A 23130-nucleotide genomic window follows, 5' to 3' on the forward strand; every position below is an offset into this window, starting at 1 on the left:
CCGACGACGCTAGCGGCGGTCACCGACACCGACACCCACGCCCCTCCGACGCGGGGGCCGCGCCCGTCTCACGGCAGTTCGGCTCCCGCCTCGCGGGTTCCCACGATGAGCAGCCGCACGCCGAGGAGGGCGACGATGGCCGTCGCGGCGCCGCCCACGAGGAACGGCAGACGCAGATCGACGCGGGCGACCAGGCCGCCGAGGATCGTCGCGATCGGGAACAGCCCCCACGTCACGGTGCGAGCCACTCCGAGCACGCGGCCGAAGATCTCGGGGGGCACGATCTGCTGGCGGAGACTGCCCCACGGCACGTTCCAGATCGACACGGCGCACGCCGCGAGGGCGAACGCGATGATGGCGGTCCAGATCGACGGAGCGAGCCCCGTGAGGAGCATGGCGATGCCGCCGCTGAAGATCGCCCAGAACATCACCGGCCCGCGACCCCAGCGCGCGACCAGGCGCGGTGAGACGAGGGAGCCGCAGAGGGCGCCGACGCCGATGCCCGCCGTGACGAATCCGATCGCGGCCGCGGGCACGGCCATGGCGTCGATGAAGAACAGCACGAGGACGGCCTGCGCGAAGGCGAGGGCGCTCCCGGTGAAGGCCGTGAACATCACCATGGTGCGCAGATACCGGTGGTGCCAGAGATAGGCGAGGGCGTCGCGCGTGCCGGTCCGCGGCGCGGGTGTCGTGTCCGCGGTGGCGGTCGCGGCCGTGTCGCCGCGGAGCGAGCGCGCCGCCGACAGCGGCGGCAGCAGCAGGGCGAGCACGACCGGCACGAGGTAGCCCGCCGAGCCGATCCACAGCGGAAGGGCGAGCGAGACGGCGAACAGCACACCCGAGATCGGCGTCGCGATGAAGCTGTCCACGGTGACCTGGGCGGCTTGGACCCACCCGTTGGCGCGATCCAGCTGATCCCGCTCCACGACACCGGGAATGACCGCGTTCGTGGCGTTGTCGAACAGGGTCTCGCCGAGGCCGAAGATCAGGGTCGCGGCGAACAACGCCCAGAGGGTGAGTCCTCCGGAGGCGCCGAGGATCGCGAGCCACAGCGCGACGCCGCCGCGGATCACGTTGGCCAGCGCCATGACGTAGCGACGGTCGAGCCGGTCGACGATCATGCCGGCCGGCAACCCGAAGACCAGCCACGGCAGGAAGGCGAGCGCGGTCAGCACCGAGATCACCAGGGGGTCGGAGCTGAGCGTGATGGCGACCAGCGGCACGGCCGTGCGGCCGATGCCGTCGGCGAGGTTGCTGAAGACGGCGGCCGACCAGAGGGTGCGGAAGCCCCGGCCCAGCGGACGCTTGTGCACGGGCACGTCCGGTGCGGATGCCGGCGCGGCGGCATCCGGAGAAGCGGTGGGAACGGTCATGAGCTGAGTCCTTCGTCGGGGAGGGGGAACAGGTCGGTACGGATGCTGACCGGGCGCAGGCCCTCGCCGGTCTGGTCGCGGTAGAGATCGACGTAGCGCAGCACGACCTCGTGGATCTCGGTCGCCAAGGCCTCCATCTGCGCGGACGTGAGCCGCAGCGTGGAGGTGGCGATCATGGCCTCGGCCTCGTCGAGACTCTCGGCGGAGATGAGCGTCTCGTTGACGTAGCGCATCAGCTGCTGATGGCGGCGGGTGAGGAACTCGCTCATGACGAGCTGGGTCGCGGCCTTGCCCGCGGGCGTCTTCATCGCCTCCGGGTTCGTGAAGGAGATGCCGCCCTTGGGGCGCTCCCACCAGCGCTCCCGCCCCGTGCCGCGGTCGCTGACCTCGCGGATGAGATCGTGCTTCGCGAGGGCGCGCAGGTGATAGCTGGTCGCGCCGGAGGACTCCCCCGTCATCGCCGCCAGGGAGCTCGCCGTCTGGGGGCCGTACTGGTTGAGGATGTCGTAGATCTCGATGCGGAGCGGGTGCGCGAGCGCGCGCAGGGCTCCGGCATCGAGCCGGCGCTCCTCCTCGCGCACGTTCGCGACGGCAGGGGCCGCGTCGTCTGTGGTCATGTTGCAAAGATAGCGTTGCAAAGAATGCTTTGCAAGGGAATCTTTGCACGGAAGCGGCCTACGCTGGTGTCATGACCGACGTCGATCCCCACCCCCTGCTGACGCCCTCCTCCCTGCCCTACGGACTCCCCGACTACCCCTCGATCTCGCCCGCGCACTACCTCCCCGCCTTCACCGAGGCGTTCGCCCGCCACCGTGCGGAGATCGACGCGATCATCGGCGATGAGTCCGCCCCGACGTTCGAGAACACGATCGTCGCGCTCGAGCGTGCCGGCGACCTGCTCGGTCAGGTCTCGCGGACCTTCTACACCGTCTCCTCCGCCGACGCGACGCCCGAGATCCAGCAGATCGAAGAGACCCTGGCGCCGCTGATGGCCGCGCACCACGATGCCGTGCAGCTGGACAGCGCCCTCTACGCGCGCGTGCGCGCCGTGTACGAGAGCCGCGAGGGCCTCGACCTGTCACCGGAGGAGCGCTATCTCGTGGAACGCCGGTTCCGCGAGATGACGCACGCCGGCGCCGGCCTGGACGATGCCCAGAAGGCGCAGCTCACCGCGCTGAACCAGCACCTCTCGGTGCTGACGACGACGTTCGAGAAGAACCTCCTGGCCGACACGAACGAGCTCGCGGTGGTCTTCGACGACGCGGACGAGCTCGACGGTCTCACCGACGGCGAGCTGTCCGCCGCCGCGCAGAACGCGGTGGATCGCGGCCTCCCCGGGCGGTATGTCGTGACGCTCACGCTGTTCACCGGGCATCCCTATCTGTCCAGCCTCACCCGGCGCGACAGCCGTCGCCGGCTGCTGGAGGCATCGCGCGCCCGGGGGTCTCGGGGAAACGCCCACGACAACCGCGACGTGCTACGCCGGATCGTGCGCCTGCGTGCCCAGCGGGCGGCGCTGCTGGGCTACGAGAACCACGCGGCCTACGTCACGAGCGACGAGACCGCGGGCTCGCCCGAAGCCGTGCACGCGCTGCTGCGGGAGCTGGCGGCGCCGGCGGCGGCGAACGCCCGCTCCGAGCAGGCGGCGCTGCAGGCGATGGTGGATGCCGAGTCCGCACCCTTCCCGCTCGAGGCGCACGACTGGGCCTTCTACACCGAGCGGGTGCGGGCGGCCGAGTATGACCTCGACCGCACCGCGCTGCGTCCGTGGTTCGAGGCCGAACGGGTCCTCATCGACGGCGTGTTCCATGCGGCCACGGCCCTGTACGGCATCACGTTCACCGAGCGCCCCGACCTTCCCGCGTACCACCCCGACGTGCGGGTCTTCGAGGTCCACAATGCCGACGGGTCGGAGCTGGGGCTGTTCCTGTTCGATCTGTACACGCGCGACACCAAGCGGGGCGGTGCGTGGATGAACTCCATCGTCACGCAGTCGCGTCTGCGCGGCACGCGTCCCATCGTCGTCAACAACCTCAATGTGCCCAAGCCCGCCCCGGGGATGCCGACGCTGCTGACCCTCGACGAGGTCACCACACTCTTCCATGAATTCGGCCACGCGCTGCACGGCCTGTTCGCGACCGTCACCTTCCCCCACTTCGCGGGGACGGCGGTCTTCCGCGACTTCGTGGAGTTCCCGAGCCAGGTGAACGAGATGTGGATCCTCTGGCCCGAGATCCTCTCGGCCTACGCTCGGCACGTGGACACGGGCGAGCCGCTCCCCCAGGACGTCGTCGACAAGCTCCACGCCTCCGAAGCCTTCAACCAGGGCTTTGCGACCAGTGAGTACCTCGCCGCCGCCTGGCTCGATCAGGCCTGGCACTCCCTCGACCTCGCGGCCGCGGACGCCGTCGAGGACGTGGCGGGCTTCGAGGCCTCCGCCCTCGCGGACATCGGTCTGGACAACCCCGTCGTCCCCACCCGCTACTCCTCCACCTACTTCGCCCACGTCTTCTCGGGCGGGTACAGCGCCGGCTACTACTCGTACATCTGGAGCGAGGTGCTCGACGCCGACACCGTCGAGTGGTTCAAGGAGAACGGCGGGCTCACGCGTGCCGGAGGCGACCGCTTCCGCGAGCGTCTGCTGGGCGTCGGAGGCTCGAAGGATCCGCTCGAGGCCTACCGGGACTTCCGCGGTCGTGACGCGGTCATCGCGCCGCTGCTCGCCCGCCGGGGTCTCGCCGGCTGACGCGCGTGCGTGCGGGCGGCCGGGCACCGTGCCCCGGCCGCCCGCACATCACGGGGTGGACGTCGGTGTCGCCGGCGCCGGAGACACCGAAGCGGTCGGCGATGCGGACGGGGTCGCCGGGGGGATGCTGGCGGGGCAGTCGATCGGGCGGTACCACGCGCGGCTCTCCCGCACGTGGAAGCGGAAGCACTCCTGAGCGCTGCCCGCCGCGACCCCGGGCTGGAACAGCTCCCTCGACGGCTGGGAGCCGACGTCCACACGGATCGCGACGTCGACGCGGGCGCCGTCCGCGTCGGAGGTCGTGCCGCGCCAGGCGTAGGGGTCGATGTGGGCGCCCCCGATGTCGCCGAACTGCGTGGCGGCGAGAGTCTCGGCATCCGTGGCCGTGTGGGGCGCCGACAGGCGGTGTTCGAGCGCACGCGCCGCGGCATCCACACGATCGTGCGCGATCGACTCCCCGTCGCGCGGTCCGAAGGCGTGCATGAAGGTCACGGCGCCGACGCCGGCGACGATGAGGGCGGCCATGATCGTCGCGAGTGCGATGCGGAGGACGCGAAGACCCGTGCTCTGCGGCGGGCGGGCCGGATCCGGTGCCGTCACCGGGGTCAGGCGCTCTTGCGCTTGTGCTCCAGCACGAGGGTCGGCGGAGCACCTTCGGTCACGGCGGCGCGGGTGACGATCACCTTGGCGACGTCTTCTGTCGAGGGGATCTCGAACATGATCGGACCGAGGACGTCCTCGAGGATCGCGCGCAGGCCGCGGGCGCCGGTCTTGCGGGCCACGGCGAGATCGGCGATCGCGCGGAGCGCGTCCTCCTCGAACTCGAGCTCGGCGCCGTCGAGCTCGAACATGCGCTGGTACTGCTTGACGAACGCGTTCTTCGGTCCGGTGAGGATCTCGATCAGCGCGGTCTGGTCCAGTGGAGCGACGGAGGTGACCACGGGCAGGCGACCGATGAACTCGGGGATCAGGCCGAACTTGTGCAGGTCCTCCGGCTCGACCTCGCTGAACAGGTCGAGCTCCTTGCCCTTCTCCTGCAGGGGGGCGCCGAAGCCGACGCCGTGCTTGCCCACCCGCGACGAGATGATGTCCTCGAGACCGGCGAACGCACCGGCCACGATGAACAGCACGTTCGTCGTGTCGATCTGGATGAACTCCTGGTGGGGATGCTTGCGGCCGCCCTGCGGGGGCACCGAGGCCACGGTCCCCTCGAGGATCTTCAGCAGCGCCTGCTGGACGCCCTCGCCCGACACGTCGCGGGTGATGGAGGGGTTCTCGGCCTTCCGGGCGATCTTGTCGACCTCGTCGATGTAGATGATGCCCGTCTCGGCCCGCTTGACGTCGAAGTCGGCGGCCTGCAGAAGCTTCAGGAGGATGTTCTCGACGTCTTCGCCGACGTAGCCCGCCTCGGTCAGTGCCGTCGCGTCGGCCACCGCGAAGGGGACGTTCAACCGCTTCGCGAGGGTCTGCGCCAGATAGGTCTTGCCGCATCCGGTGGGACCGAGGAGCAGGATGTTGCTCTTCGCGATCTCGACCTCATCGGCCCGCTGCTCGGCGCTCTGCAGGGTGCCGTGGGCGCGGACGCGCTTGTAGTGGTTGTAGACGGCGACCGAGAGCGCCTTCTTGGCGGCATCCTGGCCGACGACGTACTCCTCGAGGAACGAGAAGATCTCGCGCGGCTTGGGGAGGTCGAAGTCGCTGACGACGCCGTCGGAAGACTCCGCCATGCGCTCTTCGATGATCTCGTTGCACAGCTCGACGCACTCGTCGCAGATGTACACGCCGGGACCGGCGATCAGCTGCTGCACTTGCTTCTGGCTCTTGCCGCAGAAGGAGCATTTGAACAGGTCGGCGCTCTCACCGATGCGAGCCATGATGCCCCTCCTCCAGAAAACTCTCAGGGATGCGTTTCGAGCCTAACCGCTGAGACCGACATCTCGGCGGATTGCGACACGGAAGTGAACGTCTCGACGTATGACGAGGCCCCGTCGTCGGCGGGACGACGGGGCCTCGATCGGCAGAGGCCGCGGGATCAGGCGGTCAGCGCCGCGGGAACCCGCTTGCGCGAGGTCAGCACCTGGTCGACGATGCCGTACTCGAGCGCCTCGGACGCCGAGAGGATCTTGTCGCGGTCGATGTCCTTGTTGACCTGCTCCTGCGTGCGGTTGGTGTGCCGGGCCATCGTCTCCTCCAGCCACGTGCGCATGCGCATGATCTCCGCGGCCTGGATCTCGATGTCCGACGCCTGGCCGTGTCCGGCCTCGCCGACGGCGGGCTGGTGCATCAGGATGCGGGCGTTCGGCAGTGCGAGGCGCTTGCCGGGGGCGCCGGCGGCCAGCAGCACCGAGGCGGCCGAGGCGGCCTGGCCCAGTACGACGGTCTGGATCTGCGGCGACACGTACTGCATGGTGTCGTAGATCGCGGTCATGGCCGTGAACGAGCCGCCCGGCGAGTTGATGTACATGACGATGTCGCGGTCGGGGTCCTGAGACTCGAGAACGAGCAACTGAGCCATGACGTCGTCGGCCGAGGCGTCGTCGACCTGCACGCCGAGGAAGATCACGCGGTCTTCGAACAGCTTGTTGTACGGGTCCTGGCGCTTGTAGCCGTAGGCGGTGCGCTCCTCGAACTGGGGCAGGATGTAGCGGCTGGAGGGCATCTGGAAGCCCTGCGGGATGCCGGCGGTGGGCATGTTCATGATCGGGTCCTTCAGTTCTTGGTGCCGCCGCCGCCGATGACATCGGTGGCCGATTCGCGGATGTGGTCGACGAAGCCGTAGGCGAGGGCCTCCTCGGCGGAGAACCAGCGGTCGCGGTCGCCGTCGGCGTTGACCTGCTCGACGGACTTGCCCGTCTGCGCCGCCGTGATCTCCGCGAGACGCTTCTTCATGTCGAGGATGAGCTGCGCCTGGGTCTGGATGTCGCTCGCGGTTCCGCCGAAGCCGCCGTGGGGCTGGTGCAGCAGCACACGAGCGTTGGGCGTGATGTAGCGCTTGCCCTTCGTGCCGGCGGTGAGCAGCAGCTGGCCCATCGATGCGGCCATGCCGATGCCGACGGTGACGATGTCGTTCGGCACGAACTGCATCGTGTCGTAGATCGCCATGCCGGCCGTGATCGATCCGCCGGGCGAGTTGATGTAGAGGTAGATGTCCTTCTCGCTGTCCTCGGCCGCGAGGAGCAGGATCTTGGCGCAGATCTCGTTCGCGTTCTCGTCACGCACCTCCGACCCGAGCCAGATGATGCGGTCTCTCAGCAGCCTGTCGAAGACGCTCGTAGCGACAAGTGGTTCAGCCATGGATACTCCTGATTCCGGGTTTCCGTACGCCATTGAATCTATCTGCGCGCGCCGTCCGCCTCGCCCGTGTTCGCCGTCGGCGGAGCACCGTGTCGGGCGCGCCGTCTCGGGGACGACGAAGGGTCGGATGCCGTGGCATCCGACCCTCCGCACCGGGGTACCCGGTCGTTGAGCGAGCGGAGCGCGTCGAACGCTCCCCCGCCGCGCCCCGTCGTTGAGCGAGCGCAGCGAGTCGAAACGCTCCGCGCCGCGAGCTTTACTCGGCGTCCGCCTTCTTGGCCGGAGCCTTCTTGGCGGCGGGCTTCTTCGCAGCCGGCTTCTCGGCGGCATCCGCGTCGGCCTTCTTGGCGGCCGGCTTGCGGGCCGGGGCCTTCTTGGCGGGCTTCGCCTCGGCGTCGGCGGCCTCGTCGGCGATCTCCTGCGCCTCGGCGACGACCTCTTCCTCGGCCTCCGCCTCGTCCTCGACGATGAAGCCGGTCAGGTTGACCGTCTTGCCGTTGGTGTCGACGACCGACACCTTGCCGAGCGCGATCGCGAGGGCCTTGTTACGGGCGACCTCGCCGACCATCGCCGGGAGCTGGTTGCCCTGCTGGAGCGCGTCGACGAACTCCTGGGGCGCCATGCCGTACTGCGCGGCGGACTGGATGAGGTACTGGGTCAGCTCCTCCTGCGAGACCTGCACGTCGTGCGCCTCGGCGAGCTTGTCGAGGATCATCTGGGTGCGGAACTGCTTCTCGCTGGCCTCGGTGACCTCGGCGCGGTGCTCGTCGTCCTCGAGGCGTCCCTCGCCCTCGAGGTGGGCGTGAACCTCGTCCTCGACGAGCTGCGCGGGAACGGGGATCTCGACCTTGGCGAGGAGGGCCTCGATGAGCTTGTCGCGCGCCGCGGCGCCCTGGACGTACACCGACTGCTCGGAGACGCGCTCGACGAGGCTGTCGCGCAGCTCGGCGATGGTGTCGAACTCGCTGGCCATCTGGGCGAAGTCGTCGTCGGCCTCGGGAAGCTCGCGCTCCTTCACGGCGGTGACGGTGACGGACACCTCGGCCTCGTCGCCGGCGTGGTCGCCGCCGACGAGCTTGCTGCGGAACGTCGTGTCCTCACCGGCGGTGAGCGACTCGACGGCCTCGTCGATGCCCTCGAGCAGCTCGCCCGAACCGACCTCGTACGAGACGCCCTCGGCGCGGTCGATCTCGGCGCCGTCGATGGTGGCGACGAGGTTGAGCTCGACGAAGTCGCCCTTCGCCGCGGGACGGTCGACGGTCACGAGGGTGCCGAAGCGGCCGCGGAGGCGGTCGAGCTCGGCGTCGACGGCGGCGTCGTCGGTCTCGACGGCATCCACCTCGACCGTGACGTCGTCGAGGGCGGGCAGGTCGAACTCGGGGCGGACGTCCACCTCGACCTCGACCTTGAGGTCACCCGAGAAGTCCTTGTCGCTGGGCCACTCGATGACCTCGGCCGACGGACGGCCGACGATGCGGATCTCGTTGGCGGTGACGGCTTCGCGGTAGAAGTTGTCGAGGCCTTCGCTCACGGCGTGCTCGATCACGGCGCCGCGCCCGACGCGCTGATCGATGATCGGCGCGGGGACCTTGCCCTTGCGGAAACCGGGGATCTGGATGTCCTGGGCGATGTGCTCGTACGCGTGCGAGATGCTCGGCTTGAGCTCGTCCGGGGTGACCGTGATGTGCAGCTTGACCCGCGTCGGGCTGAGCTTCTCGACGGTGCTGGTGACCATGCCTGTTGTTCTCCTCGTGTCCGGACGCGCACGTGCACGTCCGTGGTTTCTTAGGTCTTGGGGTCGTTCTGTCGGGGCGACAGGATTTGAACCTGCGGCCTCCCGCTCCCAAAGCGGGCGCTCTACCAAGCTGAGCTACGCCCCGGGCGCGCACTCACCGTTGCAGGTCGCGTGCGCCGTCTAACGGCCGTTGGTCAGTCTAGCCGACAAGACCTTGTAGACTCTTCGGGATGCCGCTTCCGCGCGGCCTCGGGGATGTAGCTCAATGGTAGAGCCTCAGTCTTCCAAACTGATGGTGCGGGTTCGATTCCCGTCATCCCCTCCACAGCTTCACTTCGCGACCTGCACTCACCGCGCGTCCGACGCCGCGGCGTGGGATGCCGAATGCGCCCGGTAGATCTGGGCGTTGCGGAGGATCCCGGCCTTCTCCTCGTCGGTCAGCTCTCGGCGCACCTTGGCCGGGACGCCGGCGACGAGCGATCCGTCGGGGATGACGGCGCCTTCGAGGACGACCGCTCCCCCGGCGATCAGGCACCCCGAGCCGATGACCGCGCCCGACAGGATCACGCTGCCCATCCCGATGAGCGAGCCGTCGCCGATCCGGCAGCCGTGCACGACCGCGTTGTGACCCACCGAGACGTCGCGTCCGATGACCACGGAGTGTCCGGCATCCACGTGGACCGAGACGTTGTCCTGCAGGTTGCTTCCGGCTCCCACCGTGATGGCGGCGCTGTCGCCGCGGACGACGGCGTTGTACCAGACGCTCGCACCCTCTTCGAGGGTCACGGCGCCGACCAGGCGCGCGCCGGCCGCGACGAACGCGCTCTCGTGTACCTGCGGCGTACCGGCGGGAATCGACAGGATCGAGGCGTCTACGGCGATCGTCATGACGCCGACGATAGTCGCCCTACCAAATTCACGGCTCGTGCGTAAGCCCAGCCTTCTCTTCCTTGCGGAATGAACGGCGCTGAGTAGCGTTGACAGCAACGGGGGACAACCCCGACGAACGGAGACGAGAACATGACCAAGACGCAGAACATTTCCATGACCGCTGCCGGCCCCGAGGCGGCCGCCGGCACCGCCCAGTTCCTGACGCCCGTCGTGCTCGGCCTGCAGGCTCTCGCCGTCAACGGCAAGCAGGCGCACTGGAACGTGCGCGGAGCGAACTTCATCGCGATCCACGAACTGCTCGACCAGGTCGTCAGCAACGCTCAGGGCTTCGCCGATCTCGCCGCCGAGCGGATCGTCGCCCTCGGCCTGCCGCTCGACGCCCGCGTGTCGACGGTGGCCGAGAAGACCGGCACCACCGCCGTTCCCGCCGGCTTCGCGCAGTGGCAGGACGAGATCGTCGCCGTCGTCGCCGACATGGATGCCGTCATCGCCGACGTCCAGGCCGCGATCGACGGGCTCGACGAGACCGACCTCACCAGCCAGGATGTCGCCATCGCGATCAAGGCCGGCCTCGAGAAGGACCGTTGGTTCCTCTCGGCTCACCTCGCCGCGTAACCGCGTCTTCGACGCAGAACGGAAGCCCCGGGCCTGTCGCCCGGGGCTTCCGTCGTTGCACGGCGCCTCACGCGACGTGGGTGAGGCGGCCTTCGATCATCGTGGCGCGCGCCGCCGTCGCCCTCAGCTCGGTCTCCGACGCGCCGAGGGGGTCGCGGTCGACGACCACGAGATCCGCCCGGTCGCCCGGGAAGAGCGCCGAGCCCGAGAGCGATCCGCCCCACGTCGATGCGGCCAGCGCGGTCGCGGCATCCACACCTTCCTCGGGGTGCCAGGCGGGCCGGCCATCGCGGGTCCGGAAGACCGCGGCGGCCATCGCGGCCCACGGATCAAGCGGCGCGACGGGCGCGTCCGAGCCGAACAGCAGGTTCGTGCCGGCGGCGGCGAGCGAGCGCAGCCCGTACGGCAGACCCGTCTGCGTCGCCCAGACCGTGTCGGTGATGTCGCGGTCGTCGATGGCGTGCTCCGGCTGAACGCTCGCGCCCACGCCCAGGCGCGCGAAGCGCGGAACATCGGCGTGGGCCACGAGCTGCGCATGCTCGATCGTCCCGGTGGCGCCGCTGGCGGCGAACGCGTCGAGCGCGTGGGAGTTCGCGACGTCGCCGATCGCATGGACGGCGCATTCCAGACCGCCGCCGGTCGCGCGCACCATCAGCTCGACCAGGGCATCGGGCGGCACGGTGAGCACGCCGTGGTTGTGCGGGTCGCCCGGGTACGCGTGCGAGCATGCGGCGGTGCGGGTGCCGAGTGAGCCGTCGGTGATGACCTTCAGCGGGCCGACGCACACGAGTCCGGCGGGGTCGAGCGCGTCGCCGGAGGCCAGGCCCTCGGCGAGCGCGCGCTCCAGCTGCCCGGGATAGATCCCGAAGCGGATGCGGGTCGTGTCGAAACCGGCATCCAGCCGGCGGGCCCACGCCTCGGCGTTCCAGGCCATGTCGAGGTCGACGACGCCGACGATGCCGCGCGCCGCCGCCGTCTGCAGCGCCGACCGGACGAGGCGGTCGCCGATCGCGGGGTCGGCGGCGTTGAGGCGCCGCGAGATCTCGAAGGCGGGCTCCTCGCGGAGCACACCCGTGTCGTCGACGGGGAAGCCCTCACGCTGGAGGGCGGCGGTGTTGAGCCAGACGCTGTGCACGTCGGCGTTGATGAGGTAGGTGGGCACCGTCCCGGTCGCCGCGTCGAGGGCCGCGAGGGTCATCTCGTCGGCCCAGAGTGCGTCGCGGAAGCCGCTTCCGACCCGGCGACCATCGGCGAGCACGGCCGCCCGGCCCATCCGTGAGGCCGCGTCGGCGGCCGACGTCGCGTCGCCGAGAGGCTCGCGCTGCGCCACGAGCGCCCACTGGACGGTGTGGACGTGGTGGTCCCAGAGGCCGGGGATCACCCAGCCGCCGTCGGCGTCGAGGACTGTCCCCTGCCGCGGCAGGGCACGGGCGGGGGCGATGTCGACGATGCGGCCGTGGGACAGGTGGATGTCCACCGCATCCGCTCCGAACGGGTCGAGCCGGTCGGCGCCGGTGAGGCGCACGTCGGCGATGACGTCGACCGACTCGCCGCGCGAGGGCATCCCGCTCACAACTCCTCCTCGGCGGCGCTGCGGGGTGCAGCTGCGGCGTCTGCCGCCGTGTTCTGGCGGAGTTGCGCGGCTCGGCCCGCGCGGATCGCCGCGTGGGCACGGCGCATCTCGCCCGCCAGTCGCTGATCGGCGTACGGGCTGTTGCCGGCCTCCAGCTGCACCACGATCTCGTCCACGGTCTCGTCCGGCCGGTTCTGACTGAGCTTGCGTTTGGCCACCACGCGCGTCGGCGTGAGCCGGAAGCCGACCGTGCCCCTCTCCAGCCGCCGCACGTACTCCTCGTCGTTGGGCGGCTGCCACATCAGTCGCGGCTGCGGGAGTCCGCTCTCGAACCGCGCGACGAGGCGGTCGAGCACGCGCAGGTTCTCCTCCGGCGTGAGGATCTCGGGGATGCCGGACAGGTGCACCGCCACGTAGTTCCAGGTCGGCACGTTGGGCCCCGGCGGATACCAGCCGGGCGAGATGTAGCCGTGCGGGCCCTGGGCGACGATGAGCAGTTCGCGCTCCCCCAGCCCGTGCACCGCATCGTCGGGCTTGCCGACGTGTCCGACGACCGTGAGGTCATCGCGCTCCTCGTCCAGCAGGACGGCGTAGTGGGAGGCGACGAGCCCTCCGTCGGAGGCGCTGACCAGCGTCATCCAGGGATTCAGCTCGAGGATGCGGCGAAGCTCCCCGACATCCGTCATCGCGAAGCTGGGGTTCTGTCTCATCCGCTCTCCTCCACCCCGGCGGCCTGGGCCGCCGTCGTCACTTCTGGCAGCTCGGGCACCAGTACAGCTTGCGTGCGCCCATCTCCTCCAGCACGATCTCCGTGCCGCACATCCGGCAGGGCAGGCCGGCCCGGTGATACACCCAGTGCCGGTCGTCTCGGCTCGCCATGGCCCGGCGGTACGCCTCCGGGTCGAGGTCGTCCATCGTCATCATCTGGCCGGTCTCGACGCCGATCACGAGCAGGCGGGCCCAATCCCGCCACAGTTCCCGGACGACCTCCTCGGGCACGAGCTTGCCCGGCGTGTGCGGGTCGAGCAGCGCCCGGTAGAGGAGTTCGGCGCGGTAGACGTTGCCGATGCCGCTGACGACCGACTGATCCATCAGCAGCAGCCCGATGGGGGTGGGCTTGCGGCGGACGGTCGCCACGAAACGCTCTTCGCCCTCGCCGAGGTCGTCGACCAGCGGATCGGGTCCGAGCTTGGCGATCGTCGCCTGCACCTCGTCCGGCGTCTGCAGCTCGCACGCCGTCGGTCCGCGCAGATCGGCCGAGGTCACGGCGGTGAGCAGACGCAGCCGCACCTGCCCGACCACCGGCGGCGGCCACTGGTCGTCGTCGGCGCTCTCGAGCCCGCGCGTCTGCTCGCTCATCCGCACGTGCACACGGGTGCGACGCGGCGCTCCGATCGAGCTCAGCGAGTTCTCGCCGGCGTCGTCGAAGACGGCGTCGAGATCGGTGCCGCGCTGGTTGGTCTGACCCATCCGGCCGTTGGCGGACGCGATCGTCGGATCGACCTCGATCTCGCCGGCGAAGTCCCACGCGCCGTACATGCCGAGGTGCACCCGCAGCCAGACGTCGCCGTCGAAGGCGAGGAACATCTGCTTGCCGACGGCGCGCACCTCGACGGCTTCGCGCCCGTCGATGACGGCGGCCCCCTCGGCGAAGCGGCCCTGCGGGCTGGATGCGGCGACCTCGCGGCCGACGATGTTGCGCTCGAACTGCCGCGCGATGCGGTGGACGGAGTGACCCTCGGGCATCAGCCGGCTTCGGGGTCCAACGCGTCGGCCGACTCCCCACCGACCGAGACGCCGGCCGTCGCGCGGGGGTCGGGGAGCAGGGAGCCGTCGGTCTCGAACGCCGCGAGCTGGGCGATGCGGCGCGCGTGCCGTTCCTCCCCCGAGAACGGCGTGGCGATGAAGCGGTCGATGAACGCGATGGCCTCGGTGACCGTGTGCTGGCGCGCACCGATCGAGATCACGTTGGCGTCGTTGTGCTCGCGGGCGAGTTCGGCGGTCGCGAGGTTCCAGACGAGGGCAGCGCGGATGCCGCGCACCTTGTTCGCGGCGATCTGCTCGCCGTTGCCGGAGCCGCCGAAGACGACGCCGAGCGTCTCGATGCCCGCGGCCTGGTCGCGCACGACGGCTTCGGCCGCGCGGATGCAGAACGCCGGGTAGTCGTCGAGGGGGTCGTACTCGATGGGGCCGTGGTCCACGACATCGTGGCCCTGTTCGGCGAGGTGGTGCTGCAGCTGCGTCGAGAACTCGAGCCCCGCGTGATCGGTGGCGATGTGGATGCGCATGGTCACCATCCTAGGGACGGCCGCGACCGCGCGGCGGCGGCGATATGATGAATCCATCATGCCATTCACCCAGACGCAACGACCGTTGTACGAGGTCAAGGCCAACCTGTTCAAAGGACTCGCCCACCCGTTCCGGATCCGGCTGCTCGAACTGCTCGCGGGGGCGCCGGAGGTGAGCGTCGCCGACCTGCAGCGCCAGACGGGCCTGGAGGCCTCGCATCTGTCGCAGCATCTCTCGGTGCTCCGCCGGCACCGTCTGGTCGAGTCGGAGCGCCGCGCGAGTCATGTGTATTACCGGCTGTCCGACCCCAAGGTCGCCGATCTGCTCTCGGCGGCGCGCGAACTGCTTCTGGGCATCCTGAGCGCCGACGGCGACCTCCTCCTCGACGCGCAGGCGCTGCCGGCGCTGCCCGTGCCGGGCGCCCGCTCATGAGCGCGGGCGTGCGCTCGCTGCTGCCCTCCCGCGCCGACTACGCGCAGGTCGGGCGGACGTGGCGCGGCGACCTGCTCGCCGGGCTCACGGTCGGGATCGTCGCCCTCCCCCTCGCGCTCGGCTTCGGAGTCAGCTCCGGCCTCAGCGCCGAGGCGGGCCTGATCACCGCCGTGATCGCCGGGGTGATCGCGGCCGTCTTCGGCGGCTCGAACGTGCAGGTCTCCGGGCCCACGGGGGCCATGGTCGTCGTGCTCGTCCCCATCGTCGCCACCCACGGCGTCGGTGCGGTGGCCGTCGTCAACCTCATGGCCGGCGTCCTCGTCATCGCGGCGGGAGCCCTGCGTCTCGGTCGCGCCGTCTCCTTCATCCCCTGGCCCGTCATCGAGGGCTTCACGCTCGGCATCGGCGTCATCATCTTCGCCCAGCAGATCCCCTCCCTCGTCTCGGCCCACACGGCGGGCGCCGGTGAGCACAGCTCCAACGCCCTCGTGGCGGCCGTGCAGTCGTTCGCCCGGCTCGACCCCGGCTACGCGCTGTGGGCGCTGGGCGCGGTCGTCGTCGTCGCGGTCTGCATGCTCGGCGCACCGCGGCTGCACCGGGCGATTCCCGGCTCCCTCGTCGGCATCGTGGTCGTCTCCGTGGTGTGCCTGCTCGTGGGCAGCCCTCTGGCGCGCATCGGCGCCCTGCCCGCCTCGCTCCCGGTCCCGGCTCTGCCCGCGGTGGATGCCGCGACCCTCGGCTCGCTCGTCGTGCCCGCCGTGACGGTCGCCGCCCTCGCGGCGATCGAGTCGCTCCTGTCGGCCCGGGTCGCGGCGAGCCTCGCCGACACGGGGCCCTACGATCCCGACCGTGAGCTCGTGGGTCAGGGGCTCGCCTCCATCGGCTCGTCGCTGTTCGGCGGCATGCCGGCCACCGGCGCCATCGCGCGCACCGCGGTGAACGTCCGCTCCGGAGGGCGCAGTCGCCTGGCCGCCGTCACGCATGCCGCCGTGCTGCTCGTCGTCGTCCTCGTGGCCGCCGGCCCGGTCGGCCAGATCCCGATGGCGGCCCTGGCGGGCGTACTCATGGTCACCGCCGTGCGGATGGTGCACGCCGACACGGTACGGGCGATCCTCCGGTCGACGCGCGCGGACGCGGTCGCGTTCCTCGCCACCGCGGTGATCACCGTCTCATTCGACCTGATCGTGGCCGTGCTCATCGGGGTCGCCTTCGCGGGCTTCTTCGCGCTGCGCGGGATGTCGCGCGCGTCGCGGGTGCGCCGGGAGGACCTCCGCGGCGACGCGCAACCGGGCGACGAGCGCATCGCGATCCTGCGCTTCGACGGCCCGCTGTCGTTCACCTCGTCCGACCGCATCTTCGCCGAGGTCGATGCCGTGCGGGGCGTCTCCGTCGTCATCATGCGGATGAGCCAGCTCGAACTCGTGGATGCGACCGGCGCGCACATGCTGGGCGAGGTCGTGCAGTCGCTCGAACGCCGCGGCATCACCGTCCTCATCAAGGGGGTGCAGCCGCGTCATGAAGACCTGTTCCGCACGGTCGGCGTCCTGGCTGCGCTGCGTCATCACAATCACCTGTTCACCGAGCTGCCGGCCGCCATCGCGCACGCCCGCAGCCACGTGCGCCGCGAAACCGCGAGCGCGTAGGCTGGGTGGGTTGCCGTCGGCGCCAGCAGTGCCGGACGGTTCAGACCACGCCCCTCACCCACGGGAGTACCGCAGTGCCTGGAGAGAACCTCACCCGCATCGAAGCGCAGGAGCGCCGCGCGATCGTCGAGACCCACTCGTACGACATCGCCCTCGATCTCACCCGGGGACCGGAGGTGTTCGGCTCGCGCACGGTGGTGCGTTTCGCCGCGACCGAGGGCGCCTCGACGTTCATCGATCTGATCGCGCGCGATGTCCGCGAGATCACGTTGAACGGCGTCGCGGTCGACGCGGCGGCGTTCGCCGACTCGCGGATCGCCCTGGACGGGCTCCGCGCGCAGAACGAGCTGATCGTCGACGCGGACTGCCTCTACACGAACACGGGCGAAGGCCTGCACCGGTTCGTCGACCCGGTCGACGGCGAGGTGTACCTGTACTCGCAGTTCGAGGTGCCCGACTCGCGTCGTGTGTTCGCGGTCTTCGAGCAGCCCGACCTCAAGGCCACCTTCCGCTTCACCGTGACGGCGCCGTCCGCATGGAAGGTCGTCTCCAACTCCCCCACTCCCGAGCCCGTGCCCGCCGACGAGGGGTCCGCGATCTGGGCCTTCGAGCCGACGCCGCGGATCTCGTCGTACATCACGGCGATCGTCGCCGGTCCCTACGAGGCGACCTTCAGCGAGCTCACCAGCGCCTCCGGCACCGTCATCCCGCTCGGCGTGTACGGACGCAAGAGCCTCTGGCAGCACCTCGACGCGGACTACATCTTCGACAAGACGCGCGAGGGCTTCGCCTACTACGAGCAGAAGTTCGGGGTCCCGTACCCGTTCGCCAAGTACGACCAGCTCTTCGTCCCGGAGTTCAACGCGGGCGCGATGGAGAACGCGGGCGCGGTGACCTTCACCGAGACCTACGTCTTCCGCAGCAAGGTGACGGATGCCGTGAAGGAGCGCCGGGTCGTCACGATCCTGCACGAGCTCGCGCACATGTGGTTCGGCGACCTGGTCACCATGAAGTGGTGGAACGACCTGTGGCTCAACGAGTCGTTCGCCGAGTGGGCGTCGACGATCGCGACGGCCGAGGCCACCGAGTGGACCGAGGCGTGGACGACGTTCAACGCCATGGAGAAGACCTGGGCCTACCGTCAGGACCAGCTGCCCTCGACCCACCCCGTCGTCGCGACCATCAACGACCTGGAGGACGTGCAGGTCAACTTCGACGGCATCACCTACGCGAAGGGCGGCTCCGTCCTCAAGCAGCTCGCGGCGTGGGTCGGTATCGACGCCTTCTTCGCGGGCGTCGGCCAGTACTTCCAGAAGCACGCCTTCGGCAACACCGAGCTGTCCGACCTGCTCGTCGAGCTGGAGGCCACCAGCGGTCGCGATCTGTCCGGGTGGTCGAAGAAGTGGCTCGAGACGGCGGGCGTCAACACGCTCGCACCCGAGCTGCGCGTCGGCGACGACGGCGTGATCGCGCGGTTCGCGATCGTGCAGACCGCTCCGGCGGACTACCCGACGATCCGTCCGCACCGCCTCGGCGTCGGCTTCTACGCGCTGGAGGGCGACGCGCTGGTGCGCACGCGCCACGTCGAGCTCGACGTCGACGGCGATCTCACCGAGGTGCCCGAGCTGGTGGGCGAGCGTCAGCCCGATCTGATCCTGCTCAACGACGAGGACCTCGCGTACGCGAAGATCCGTCTCGACCCGCGATCGCTCACCACGGCCATCGACCACCTGGCCCGCATCAGCGACCCGCTGGCGCGGTCGCTCGTCTGGGGTGCGGCCTGGGATCAGACGCGGGATGCCGAGGCCTCGGCATCCGACTACATCGATCTGGTGCTGCGCAACATCGGCTCCGAGACCGAGTCCACGACGGTGCGCACGACCCTCGCTCAGCTGCAGCTCGCCGCGAACGCCTACGTCGCGCCCGAGAAGCGCGAGGCCGCGCGCGTGCGGGTGGCCGAGGGTCTCTGGGAGCTCGCGCAGGGCGCCGAGGGCGGCAGTGACAGCCAGCTCCAGTTCGTGACCGCCTTCGCATCGGCGGCGGCGACCGACGCCCAGTGGGAGACCGTGCGCGCCCTGCGGGACGGTGACGTGACGCTTCCGGGTCTCGACATCGACGCCGACCTGTCCTGGGCGCTGCTGGTGTCGCTCGCGGCCGGTGGTGTGGTCACCGCGGAGCAGATCGACGCCGCGCTGGCCGCGGACAACACGGCGAAGGGCGGCGAGTTCGCCGCGCAGGCCAAGGCCGCGCTGCCGACGGTCGACGCCAAGCGTGCGGCCTGGGCCTCGCTCGTCGACAGCGCCGACCTGCCGAACACCGTCGTGCGCTCCGCCGCACTCGGGTTCGTGCACCCGGCCGGCGTCGAGGCGCTGGCGTCGTTCGTGGACGCCTACTTCGACATGCTGTTGCCGGTCTGGGAATCACGCACCTACCAGATCGCGAACTACCTGATCACGGGGCTCTACCCCGCTCCCCTGGCGTCCGTGGCGCTCCGGGACGCGACGCGGCGGTGGCTCGCGGACCACGCGGATGCGCCGGCGGCGCTGCGTCGCCTCGTGAACGAGAACCTCGCGGGAGTCGAGCGCGCCCTCGCGGTTCAGGAGCGCGACGCGGACAGCTGAGGTCGGCCACGCGGTCGGGTCGTGCGCGCGCGGCGGCGCGCGACCCGATGCGCGGGGACGACGCCGCCGGCGATCGCGCCCGGGCGCGATCGGGGTCGTTCCGGGGAACGACTTCCGGTCAGCGCGATCTCATCCTCTCGCAGGATGCGGCCCCGACCGCAGGCCCCGTAGCGTCGAAGCATGATCGTTGCTGAGAACCTCACGAAGAGATACGGAAGCACCACCGCCGTCGACGACGTCTCGTTCGCCGTGCAGCCCGGGCAGGTCACCGGGTTCCTCGGCCCCAACGGAGCCGGCAAGTCGACCACCATGCGCATGATCGTGGGCCTCGACGCGCCCTCCTCGGGGCGTGTGACGGTCGGCGGGCACCTCTACACCCACAGCCGCTCTCCGCTCACCGAGGTCGGGGTGCTGCTCGACGCGAAGGCCGTGCACACGGGTCGATCGGCGCGCGGGCACCTGCGGGCGATGGCGGCGACGCACGGCATCCCCACCTCCCGCGTCGACGAGGTCATCGCGCTGACAGGGCTCGAGGCCGTCGCGAACAAGCGCGCCGGCAAGTTCTCGCTCGGCATGGGGCAGCGCCTCGGCATCGCCGCCGCGCTGCTCGGAGACCCGCAGACGCTCATCCTCGACGAGCCCGTCAACGGCCTCGATCCCGAGGGCGTGCGCTGGGTGCGCCAGTTCGTGCGCCACCTCGCCGGTGAGGGACGGACGGTCCTGCTGTCCAGCCACCTCATGAGCGAGATGTCGCAGACCGCCGACCACGTGATCGTGCTCGGACGCGGACGCGTGCTCGCCGACGCGCCGCTGGCCGAGCTCGTCAGCGCGTGGACGCGCAACGAGGTGCTCGTGCGCACTCCGCGTGCCGCCGACCTCGCCGCCGCGCTCGGCTCGCCCGACGTCACCGTGACCGACACCGGCGAGGGCAGGCTCGTCGTCGCCGGCATCGCCGCGAGCGCCATCGGCGACATCGCCGCGCAGCGCGGCATCCCGCTGCACGAGCTGACCCCGCGCAGCGGCTCGCTGGAAGAGGCCTACATGGCGCTCACCGAAGGCGCCGTCCAGTACAAGACCAAGGAGATCGCATGACCACCGCGACCGTCCCCGCCGCTGCCGCGGGCTCCGTCTCGGCCCGCCCCGGGTCGCCCTACCACCTGTCGTTCGTCCGCGTCGTGCGCAGCGAGTGGATCAAGCTGCTGTCGCTGCGCTCGACGTGGTGGTCGCTCGCCATCACGGTCGTGCTGTCGGTGGGCATCTCCCTCATGATGGCCGCCGCCCTGCGCGACTTCGACTCGGGCTTCGCGCCCGTCATGGTGGTCGTCATGCCGATGCAGTTCACGATGCTCGTCGCGGGCATCCTCGGCGCGATCGCGATCACGGGCGAGTATTCGACGGGCATGATCCGCTCGACGCTGACGGCCGAGCCGCGTCGCGGCGCGGTCCTGCTGGCCAAGGCGCTCGTCGTGACGGTGCTCCTGGCCCTCGCCACCGCCGCCACCTATGCGATCTCCGTGCTGGCGACGGCGCCGATCCTCACGACGGCGATCGACTGGGCCGACCCGGCGCAGTCGTGGTCGCCGCTGCTGGCGGGCGTCTTCGCGATGGCGACGTTCGCGCTCATCGGACTCGGCTTCGGCTTCATCGTCCGCAACGGCGCCGGTGCGATCGCCGCGACCGTCGGTGTGCTGTTCGTGCTGCCCATCGTCCTGTCGATGTTCTCCTTCGCCGGGGAGGGCTGGAAGTGGATCGTCGATGCGAGTCAGTACCTGCCGATGTCCGGAGCCCAGTCCGCGACGACGGCCGGCGGGGACGAGGTCGTCCGTGGCCTGCTGACGCTCGCCGCCTGGCCTGCGGCACTGCTGCTCGGCGCGTGGGCGGCACTGCGCGGCCGCGACGCCTGACACCGCCATGGTGTCTGCCGGAAGCCGCGGCTCTCCCGACCCCGCGTCGAGCGAGCTGCGGCTTCCGCGTCCGCCGGGAGTCATCCGGCGCTTCTGGGCGCGGCACCGGCGCACCGCCGACGTTCTGATCGCGCTCGCGACGGCGACTCTCACCTTCTCCGCACCGGGACGCACCGAGGCGCGAGACGTGGGCGTGCTCTGGGAGAGCGCGCGACCGTTCGCGGTCGTCCTGCTGGCCGTCGCCTGCGTCGCCCTCCTCTGGCGGCGGCAGAGGCCGATGGTCGCGTTCGCCTTCGCGACGACGGGTGCCGTGCTCGCCGTCTCGTCCGGCGCCGGCGTGGGAGGCGCGGCGGTGGCCGTCGCGGTCTTCGCGGTCGCCGTGTACACGGGGTCGGCCGCGGCGTGGCGTGCCGGGGCCGTCGCCGGCGGAGCAGCGCTGGCGTGCGCGGGGGTGATGGTGCTGAGCGGCGCCACCGACCTCGTCGCCGCACTCAACGGCTGTGCGGCACTCATCGTGAGCCTTCTGCTCGGCACGCTCGTCGGCGTCAACGTCGGCAACCGCGCCCGCTACCTCGCCGCGCTGATGGACACGTCGCGCCAGCTCTGGGCCGAGCGGGAACGGCACGCTCGGCTCGCGGCGAGCGCGGAGCGCACCCGCATCGCGCGAGAGATGCACGACGTGGTCTCCCACTCGCTGACGGTCGTCGTCGCGCTGGCCGAGGGGGCCAGCGCGACCTCCGACGTGGAGCGCGGTCGGGCGGCGACGGCTCAGATCGCCGTCACGGCGCGCAGTGCGCTCGACGAGATGCGCGCGATGCTGGGGCTGCTCCGCGACGGGGATGCCGAGGACGACGCACCGCTCGTCCCCCTCGACGGCGACACCGTGCGTGCCGCGGTCGCGGCGGCCCGCAGCGCCGGGCTTCCCGTCACCGTGGAGACCTCGGGTCCCCCCATCGATGACCGCCACCTCAGACTGGCCGTTGCGCGCGTCGTACAGGAGGGACTGACGAACGTGATGCGACACGCCCCGTCGGCGAGCTTCGTGGCGGTGACCATCTCGACGGACCGCGGCGGAGTGGAGGTCGAGGTCGTCAACGACGGCGTGGTCGCAGGGGCTTCCCCCGCCACCGGTGGCTACGGCATCCGTGGACTGCACGAGCGCGCCGCGCGCGTGGGCGGCACAGCCGAGGCCGGACCCATCGGGGGCGGCCGGTGGCGCGTGCGCCTGACGGTGCCGCAGGACGCGGCGGTGGCGAGGTGACGACCGCGGCGGGGCCGATCCGTGTCGTCGTCGCCGACGACCAGCAACTGATCCGACTGGGATTCGGACTCGTGCTGGGGGCCGAGGACGACATCGTCGTCGTGGGCGAGGCCTCCGACGGCGAGGAAGCGGTCGAGCTCTGCGTCGCGCTCGATCCCGACGTCGTGTTGATGGACGTGCGGATGCCGAGGCTCGACGGTGTCGCCGCCACCGCGCGGATCGTCGGCACCGTCCCGCGCACGCGCGTGATGGTGCTGACCACCTTCGATCTCGACGAGTACGCCTTCGGTGCGCTGGATGCCGGAGCCAGCGGCTTCCTGCTCAAGGACGTCGATCGCGCGGCGTTGGTCGGCGCCGTCCGTGCCGTCGCCGCCGGCGACGCCGTGCTCTCTCCGCGCGTCACCCGTGAGGTGCTCCGGCGCCGCAACGCGGCGAACGCCCACGCGACGGATGCGGACGGCGCCGCAGCGGAGCTCGCGGCCCGGCTCACCGAGCTCACGCCCCGCGAACGCGAGGTGTTCCATGCGATCGCGCGCGGCCTCACGAATGCCGAGATCGCCGCCGAGCTCTACCTCGGCGAGACGACCGTGAAGACGCACGTCGGCCGCATCCTGGCGAAGCTCGGCGCGCGCGACCGCATCCAGGCGGTGATCCTCGCCCACCGGGGTGAGGCGCTCCTCGATCGTCTCCCGGCACCGCGCGACCCGGATGCGCACGCTCCTCACGATCACTCCCCAGGGCGTGCTCGTTAGG

The 23130-nt window shown here is 70.7% G+C and carries 21 protein-coding genes and 2 tRNA genes; 10 read left to right on the forward strand and 13 right to left on the reverse strand.

Annotated elements, in window-relative coordinates; genetic code table 11:
* Positions 1-68 precede the first annotated feature (68 nt).
* Together AC6CQV_RS06685 and AC6CQV_RS06690 are read right to left on the reverse strand one after the other, a co-directional pair.
* Positions 69-1373 carry an MFS transporter gene (locus tag AC6CQV_RS06685; protein ID WP_498260579.1) on the reverse strand — a complete coding sequence of 435 codons (1305 nt, stop codon included), beginning with the start codon at positions 1371-1373 and terminating at the stop codon, positions 69-71.
* Positions 1370-1990, reverse strand: a complete 621-nt coding sequence (locus AC6CQV_RS06690) for a helix-turn-helix domain-containing protein (protein ID WP_498260580.1) — start codon at positions 1988-1990, stop codon at positions 1370-1372. Before AC6CQV_RS06690 ends, AC6CQV_RS06685 begins: the two co-directional genes overlap by 4 nt.
* Before the next feature lie 71 nt (positions 1991-2061).
* Between AC6CQV_RS06690 and AC6CQV_RS06695 the strand changes: the two genes are divergently transcribed.
* The gene (locus tag AC6CQV_RS06695) at positions 2062-4119 is read left to right on the forward strand and encodes a M3 family metallopeptidase (protein ID WP_498260581.1); all 2058 of its coding nucleotides are present in this window, start codon (positions 2062-2064) and stop codon (positions 4117-4119) included.
* Between the two features lie 48 nt (positions 4120-4167).
* Here AC6CQV_RS06695 and AC6CQV_RS06700 read toward each other — a convergent pair whose 3' ends face one another.
* From AC6CQV_RS06700 to AC6CQV_RS06725, 6 genes are all read right to left on the reverse strand, one after another.
* On the reverse strand, positions 4168-4719 hold the full coding sequence (locus AC6CQV_RS06700) for a hypothetical protein (protein WP_498260582.1): 552 nt from the start codon (positions 4717-4719) through the stop codon (positions 4168-4170).
* Positions 4720-4724: 5 nt separating this feature from the next.
* Positions 4725-5993: an ATP-dependent Clp protease ATP-binding subunit ClpX gene (gene clpX, locus AC6CQV_RS06705; protein WP_060958541.1), complete on the reverse strand. Its 1269-nt coding sequence runs from the start codon at positions 5991-5993 to the stop codon at positions 4725-4727.
* A 158-nt stretch (positions 5994-6151) separates the two neighbouring features.
* Complete coding sequence (locus AC6CQV_RS06710; protein WP_060958540.1) at positions 6152-6817, reverse strand: ATP-dependent Clp protease proteolytic subunit; 666 nt, start codon at positions 6815-6817, stop codon at positions 6152-6154.
* A gap of 11 nt (positions 6818-6828) precedes the next feature.
* Positions 6829-7413, reverse strand: a complete 585-nt coding sequence (locus tag AC6CQV_RS06715) for an ATP-dependent Clp protease proteolytic subunit (RefSeq protein ID WP_060958539.1) — start codon at positions 7411-7413, stop codon at positions 6829-6831.
* Positions 7414-7669: 256 nt separating this feature from the next.
* Positions 7670-9148: a trigger factor gene (gene tig, locus AC6CQV_RS06720; protein WP_061781787.1), complete on the reverse strand. Its 1479-nt coding sequence runs from the start codon at positions 9146-9148 to the stop codon at positions 7670-7672.
* Between the two features lie 71 nt (positions 9149-9219).
* A tRNA-Pro gene (locus AC6CQV_RS06725) sits at positions 9220-9293 on the reverse strand.
* A 106-nt stretch (positions 9294-9399) separates the two neighbouring features.
* Between AC6CQV_RS06725 and AC6CQV_RS06730 the strand changes: the two genes are divergently transcribed.
* Positions 9400-9473 (forward strand) — tRNA-Gly (locus tag AC6CQV_RS06730).
* 23 nt (positions 9474-9496) lie between these two features.
* On the opposite strand, the gene AC6CQV_RS06735 is transcribed toward AC6CQV_RS06730, so the two are convergent.
* Positions 9497-10036, reverse strand: coding sequence for a gamma carbonic anhydrase family protein (locus AC6CQV_RS06735; protein ID WP_498260583.1), 540 nt, complete (start codon positions 10034-10036; stop codon positions 9497-9499).
* Positions 10037-10168: 132 nt separating this feature from the next.
* On the opposite strand from AC6CQV_RS06735, the gene AC6CQV_RS06740 reads away from it, so the two are divergent.
* Positions 10169-10654, forward strand: a complete 486-nt coding sequence (locus tag AC6CQV_RS06740; RefSeq protein ID WP_060958536.1) for a Dps family protein — start codon at positions 10169-10171, stop codon at positions 10652-10654.
* A gap of 67 nt (positions 10655-10721) precedes the next feature.
* Here the strand turns inward: AC6CQV_RS06740 and AC6CQV_RS06745 are convergent, their stop codons facing one another.
* From AC6CQV_RS06745 to AC6CQV_RS06760, 4 genes are read right to left on the reverse strand one after another with little or no spacing between them, the layout of a single operon-like run.
* A complete protein-coding gene (locus AC6CQV_RS06745) occupies positions 10722-12218 on the reverse strand; it encodes an amidohydrolase (RefSeq protein ID WP_498260689.1) in 1497 nt (498 codons plus the stop codon).
* Positions 12219-12223: 5 nt separating this feature from the next.
* On the reverse strand, positions 12224-12937 hold the full coding sequence (locus AC6CQV_RS06750) for an FMN-binding negative transcriptional regulator (protein WP_498260584.1): 714 nt from the start codon (positions 12935-12937) through the stop codon (positions 12224-12226).
* Between the two features lie 37 nt (positions 12938-12974).
* Positions 12975-13973 (reverse strand): Fpg/Nei family DNA glycosylase, encoded by a 999-nt coding sequence (locus tag AC6CQV_RS06755; RefSeq protein ID WP_498260585.1) that lies wholly within the window; start codon positions 13971-13973, stop codon positions 12975-12977.
* The gene (locus tag AC6CQV_RS06760; protein WP_498260586.1) at positions 13973-14515 is read right to left on the reverse strand and encodes a ribose-5-phosphate isomerase; all 543 of its coding nucleotides are present in this window, start codon (positions 14513-14515) and stop codon (positions 13973-13975) included. Before AC6CQV_RS06760 ends, AC6CQV_RS06755 begins: the two co-directional genes overlap by 1 nt.
* Positions 14516-14573: 58 nt before the next feature.
* Here AC6CQV_RS06760 and AC6CQV_RS06765 point away from each other — a divergent pair, with 58 nt between their 5' ends.
* From AC6CQV_RS06765 to AC6CQV_RS06795, 7 genes are all read left to right on the forward strand, one after another.
* Positions 14574-14948 carry an ArsR/SmtB family transcription factor gene (locus AC6CQV_RS06765; protein WP_060958531.1) on the forward strand — a complete coding sequence of 125 codons (375 nt, stop codon included), beginning with the start codon at positions 14574-14576 and terminating at the stop codon, positions 14946-14948.
* Positions 14945-16591, forward strand: coding sequence for a SulP family inorganic anion transporter (locus tag AC6CQV_RS06770; RefSeq protein WP_498260587.1), 1647 nt, complete (start codon positions 14945-14947; stop codon positions 16589-16591). The genes AC6CQV_RS06765 and AC6CQV_RS06770 overlap by 4 nt, the downstream gene beginning before the upstream one ends.
* Before the next feature lie 74 nt (positions 16592-16665).
* Complete coding sequence (gene pepN / locus AC6CQV_RS06775) at positions 16666-19212, forward strand: aminopeptidase N (protein WP_101306267.1); 2547 nt, start codon at positions 16666-16668, stop codon at positions 19210-19212.
* A gap of 180 nt (positions 19213-19392) precedes the next feature.
* Positions 19393-20304 (forward strand): ABC transporter ATP-binding protein, encoded by a 912-nt coding sequence (locus AC6CQV_RS06780; protein ID WP_061781789.1) that lies wholly within the window; start codon positions 19393-19395, stop codon positions 20302-20304.
* On the forward strand, positions 20301-21116 hold the full coding sequence (locus tag AC6CQV_RS06785) for an ABC transporter permease (RefSeq protein WP_060958527.1): 816 nt from the start codon (positions 20301-20303) through the stop codon (positions 21114-21116). The genes AC6CQV_RS06780 and AC6CQV_RS06785 overlap by 4 nt, the downstream gene beginning before the upstream one ends.
* 7 nt (positions 21117-21123) lie before the next feature.
* Positions 21124-22377, forward strand: coding sequence for a sensor histidine kinase (locus AC6CQV_RS06790; protein ID WP_498260588.1), 1254 nt, complete (start codon positions 21124-21126; stop codon positions 22375-22377).
* Positions 22374-23129 (forward strand): response regulator, encoded by a 756-nt coding sequence (locus AC6CQV_RS06795; protein WP_498260589.1) that lies wholly within the window; start codon positions 22374-22376, stop codon positions 23127-23129. Before AC6CQV_RS06790 ends, AC6CQV_RS06795 begins: the two co-directional genes overlap by 4 nt.
* Position 23130 lies beyond the last annotated feature (1 nt).

It is taken from the genome of Microbacterium sp. EG9 (assembly GCF_059759475.1).

What these genes read in the sequence shown, in the direction of transcription:
- AC6CQV_RS06755 (WP_498260585.1), bottom strand. Translation starts at nt 13,973, where the DNA reads ATGCCCGAGGGTCACTCCGTCCACCGCATCGCGCGGCAGTTCGAGCGC.
- AC6CQV_RS06780 (WP_061781789.1), top strand. Translation starts at nt 19,393, where the DNA reads ATGATCGTTGCTGAGAACCTCACGAAGAGATACGGAAGCACCACCGCC.
- AC6CQV_RS06710 (WP_060958540.1), bottom strand. Translation starts at nt 6,817, where the DNA reads ATGAACATGCCCACCGCCGGCATCCCGCAGGGCTTCCAGATGCCCTCC.
- AC6CQV_RS06695 (WP_498260581.1), top strand. Translation starts at nt 2,062, where the DNA reads ATGACCGACGTCGATCCCCACCCCCTGCTGACGCCCTCCTCCCTGCCC.
- AC6CQV_RS06770 (WP_498260587.1), top strand. Translation starts at nt 14,945, where the DNA reads ATGAGCGCGGGCGTGCGCTCGCTGCTGCCCTCCCGCGCCGACTACGCG.
- AC6CQV_RS06790 (WP_498260588.1), top strand. Translation starts at nt 21,124, where the DNA reads ATGGTGTCTGCCGGAAGCCGCGGCTCTCCCGACCCCGCGTCGAGCGAG.
- AC6CQV_RS06740 (WP_060958536.1), top strand. Translation starts at nt 10,169, where the DNA reads ATGACCAAGACGCAGAACATTTCCATGACCGCTGCCGGCCCCGAGGCG.
- tig (WP_061781787.1), bottom strand. Translation starts at nt 9,148, where the DNA reads ATGGTCACCAGCACCGTCGAGAAGCTCAGCCCGACGCGGGTCAAGCTG.
- AC6CQV_RS06735 (WP_498260583.1), bottom strand. Translation starts at nt 10,036, where the DNA reads ATGACGATCGCCGTAGACGCCTCGATCCTGTCGATTCCCGCCGGTACG.
- AC6CQV_RS06745 (WP_498260689.1), bottom strand. Translation starts at nt 12,218, where the DNA reads ATGCCCTCGCGCGGCGAGTCGGTCGACGTCATCGCCGACGTGCGCCTC.
- AC6CQV_RS06785 (WP_060958527.1), top strand. Translation starts at nt 20,301, where the DNA reads ATGACCACCGCGACCGTCCCCGCCGCTGCCGCGGGCTCCGTCTCGGCC.
- AC6CQV_RS06750 (WP_498260584.1), bottom strand. Translation starts at nt 12,937, where the DNA reads ATGAGACAGAACCCCAGCTTCGCGATGACGGATGTCGGGGAGCTTCGC.
- AC6CQV_RS06760 (WP_498260586.1), bottom strand. Translation starts at nt 14,515, where the DNA reads ATGCGCATCCACATCGCCACCGATCACGCGGGGCTCGAGTTCTCGACG.
- AC6CQV_RS06715 (WP_060958539.1), bottom strand. Translation starts at nt 7,413, where the DNA reads ATGGCTGAACCACTTGTCGCTACGAGCGTCTTCGACAGGCTGCTGAGA.
- clpX (WP_060958541.1), bottom strand. Translation starts at nt 5,993, where the DNA reads ATGGCTCGCATCGGTGAGAGCGCCGACCTGTTCAAATGCTCCTTCTGC.
- AC6CQV_RS06765 (WP_060958531.1), top strand. Translation starts at nt 14,574, where the DNA reads ATGCCATTCACCCAGACGCAACGACCGTTGTACGAGGTCAAGGCCAAC.
- AC6CQV_RS06685 (WP_498260579.1), bottom strand. Translation starts at nt 1,373, where the DNA reads ATGACCGTTCCCACCGCTTCTCCGGATGCCGCCGCGCCGGCATCCGCA.
- AC6CQV_RS06690 (WP_498260580.1), bottom strand. Translation starts at nt 1,990, where the DNA reads ATGACCACAGACGACGCGGCCCCTGCCGTCGCGAACGTGCGCGAGGAG.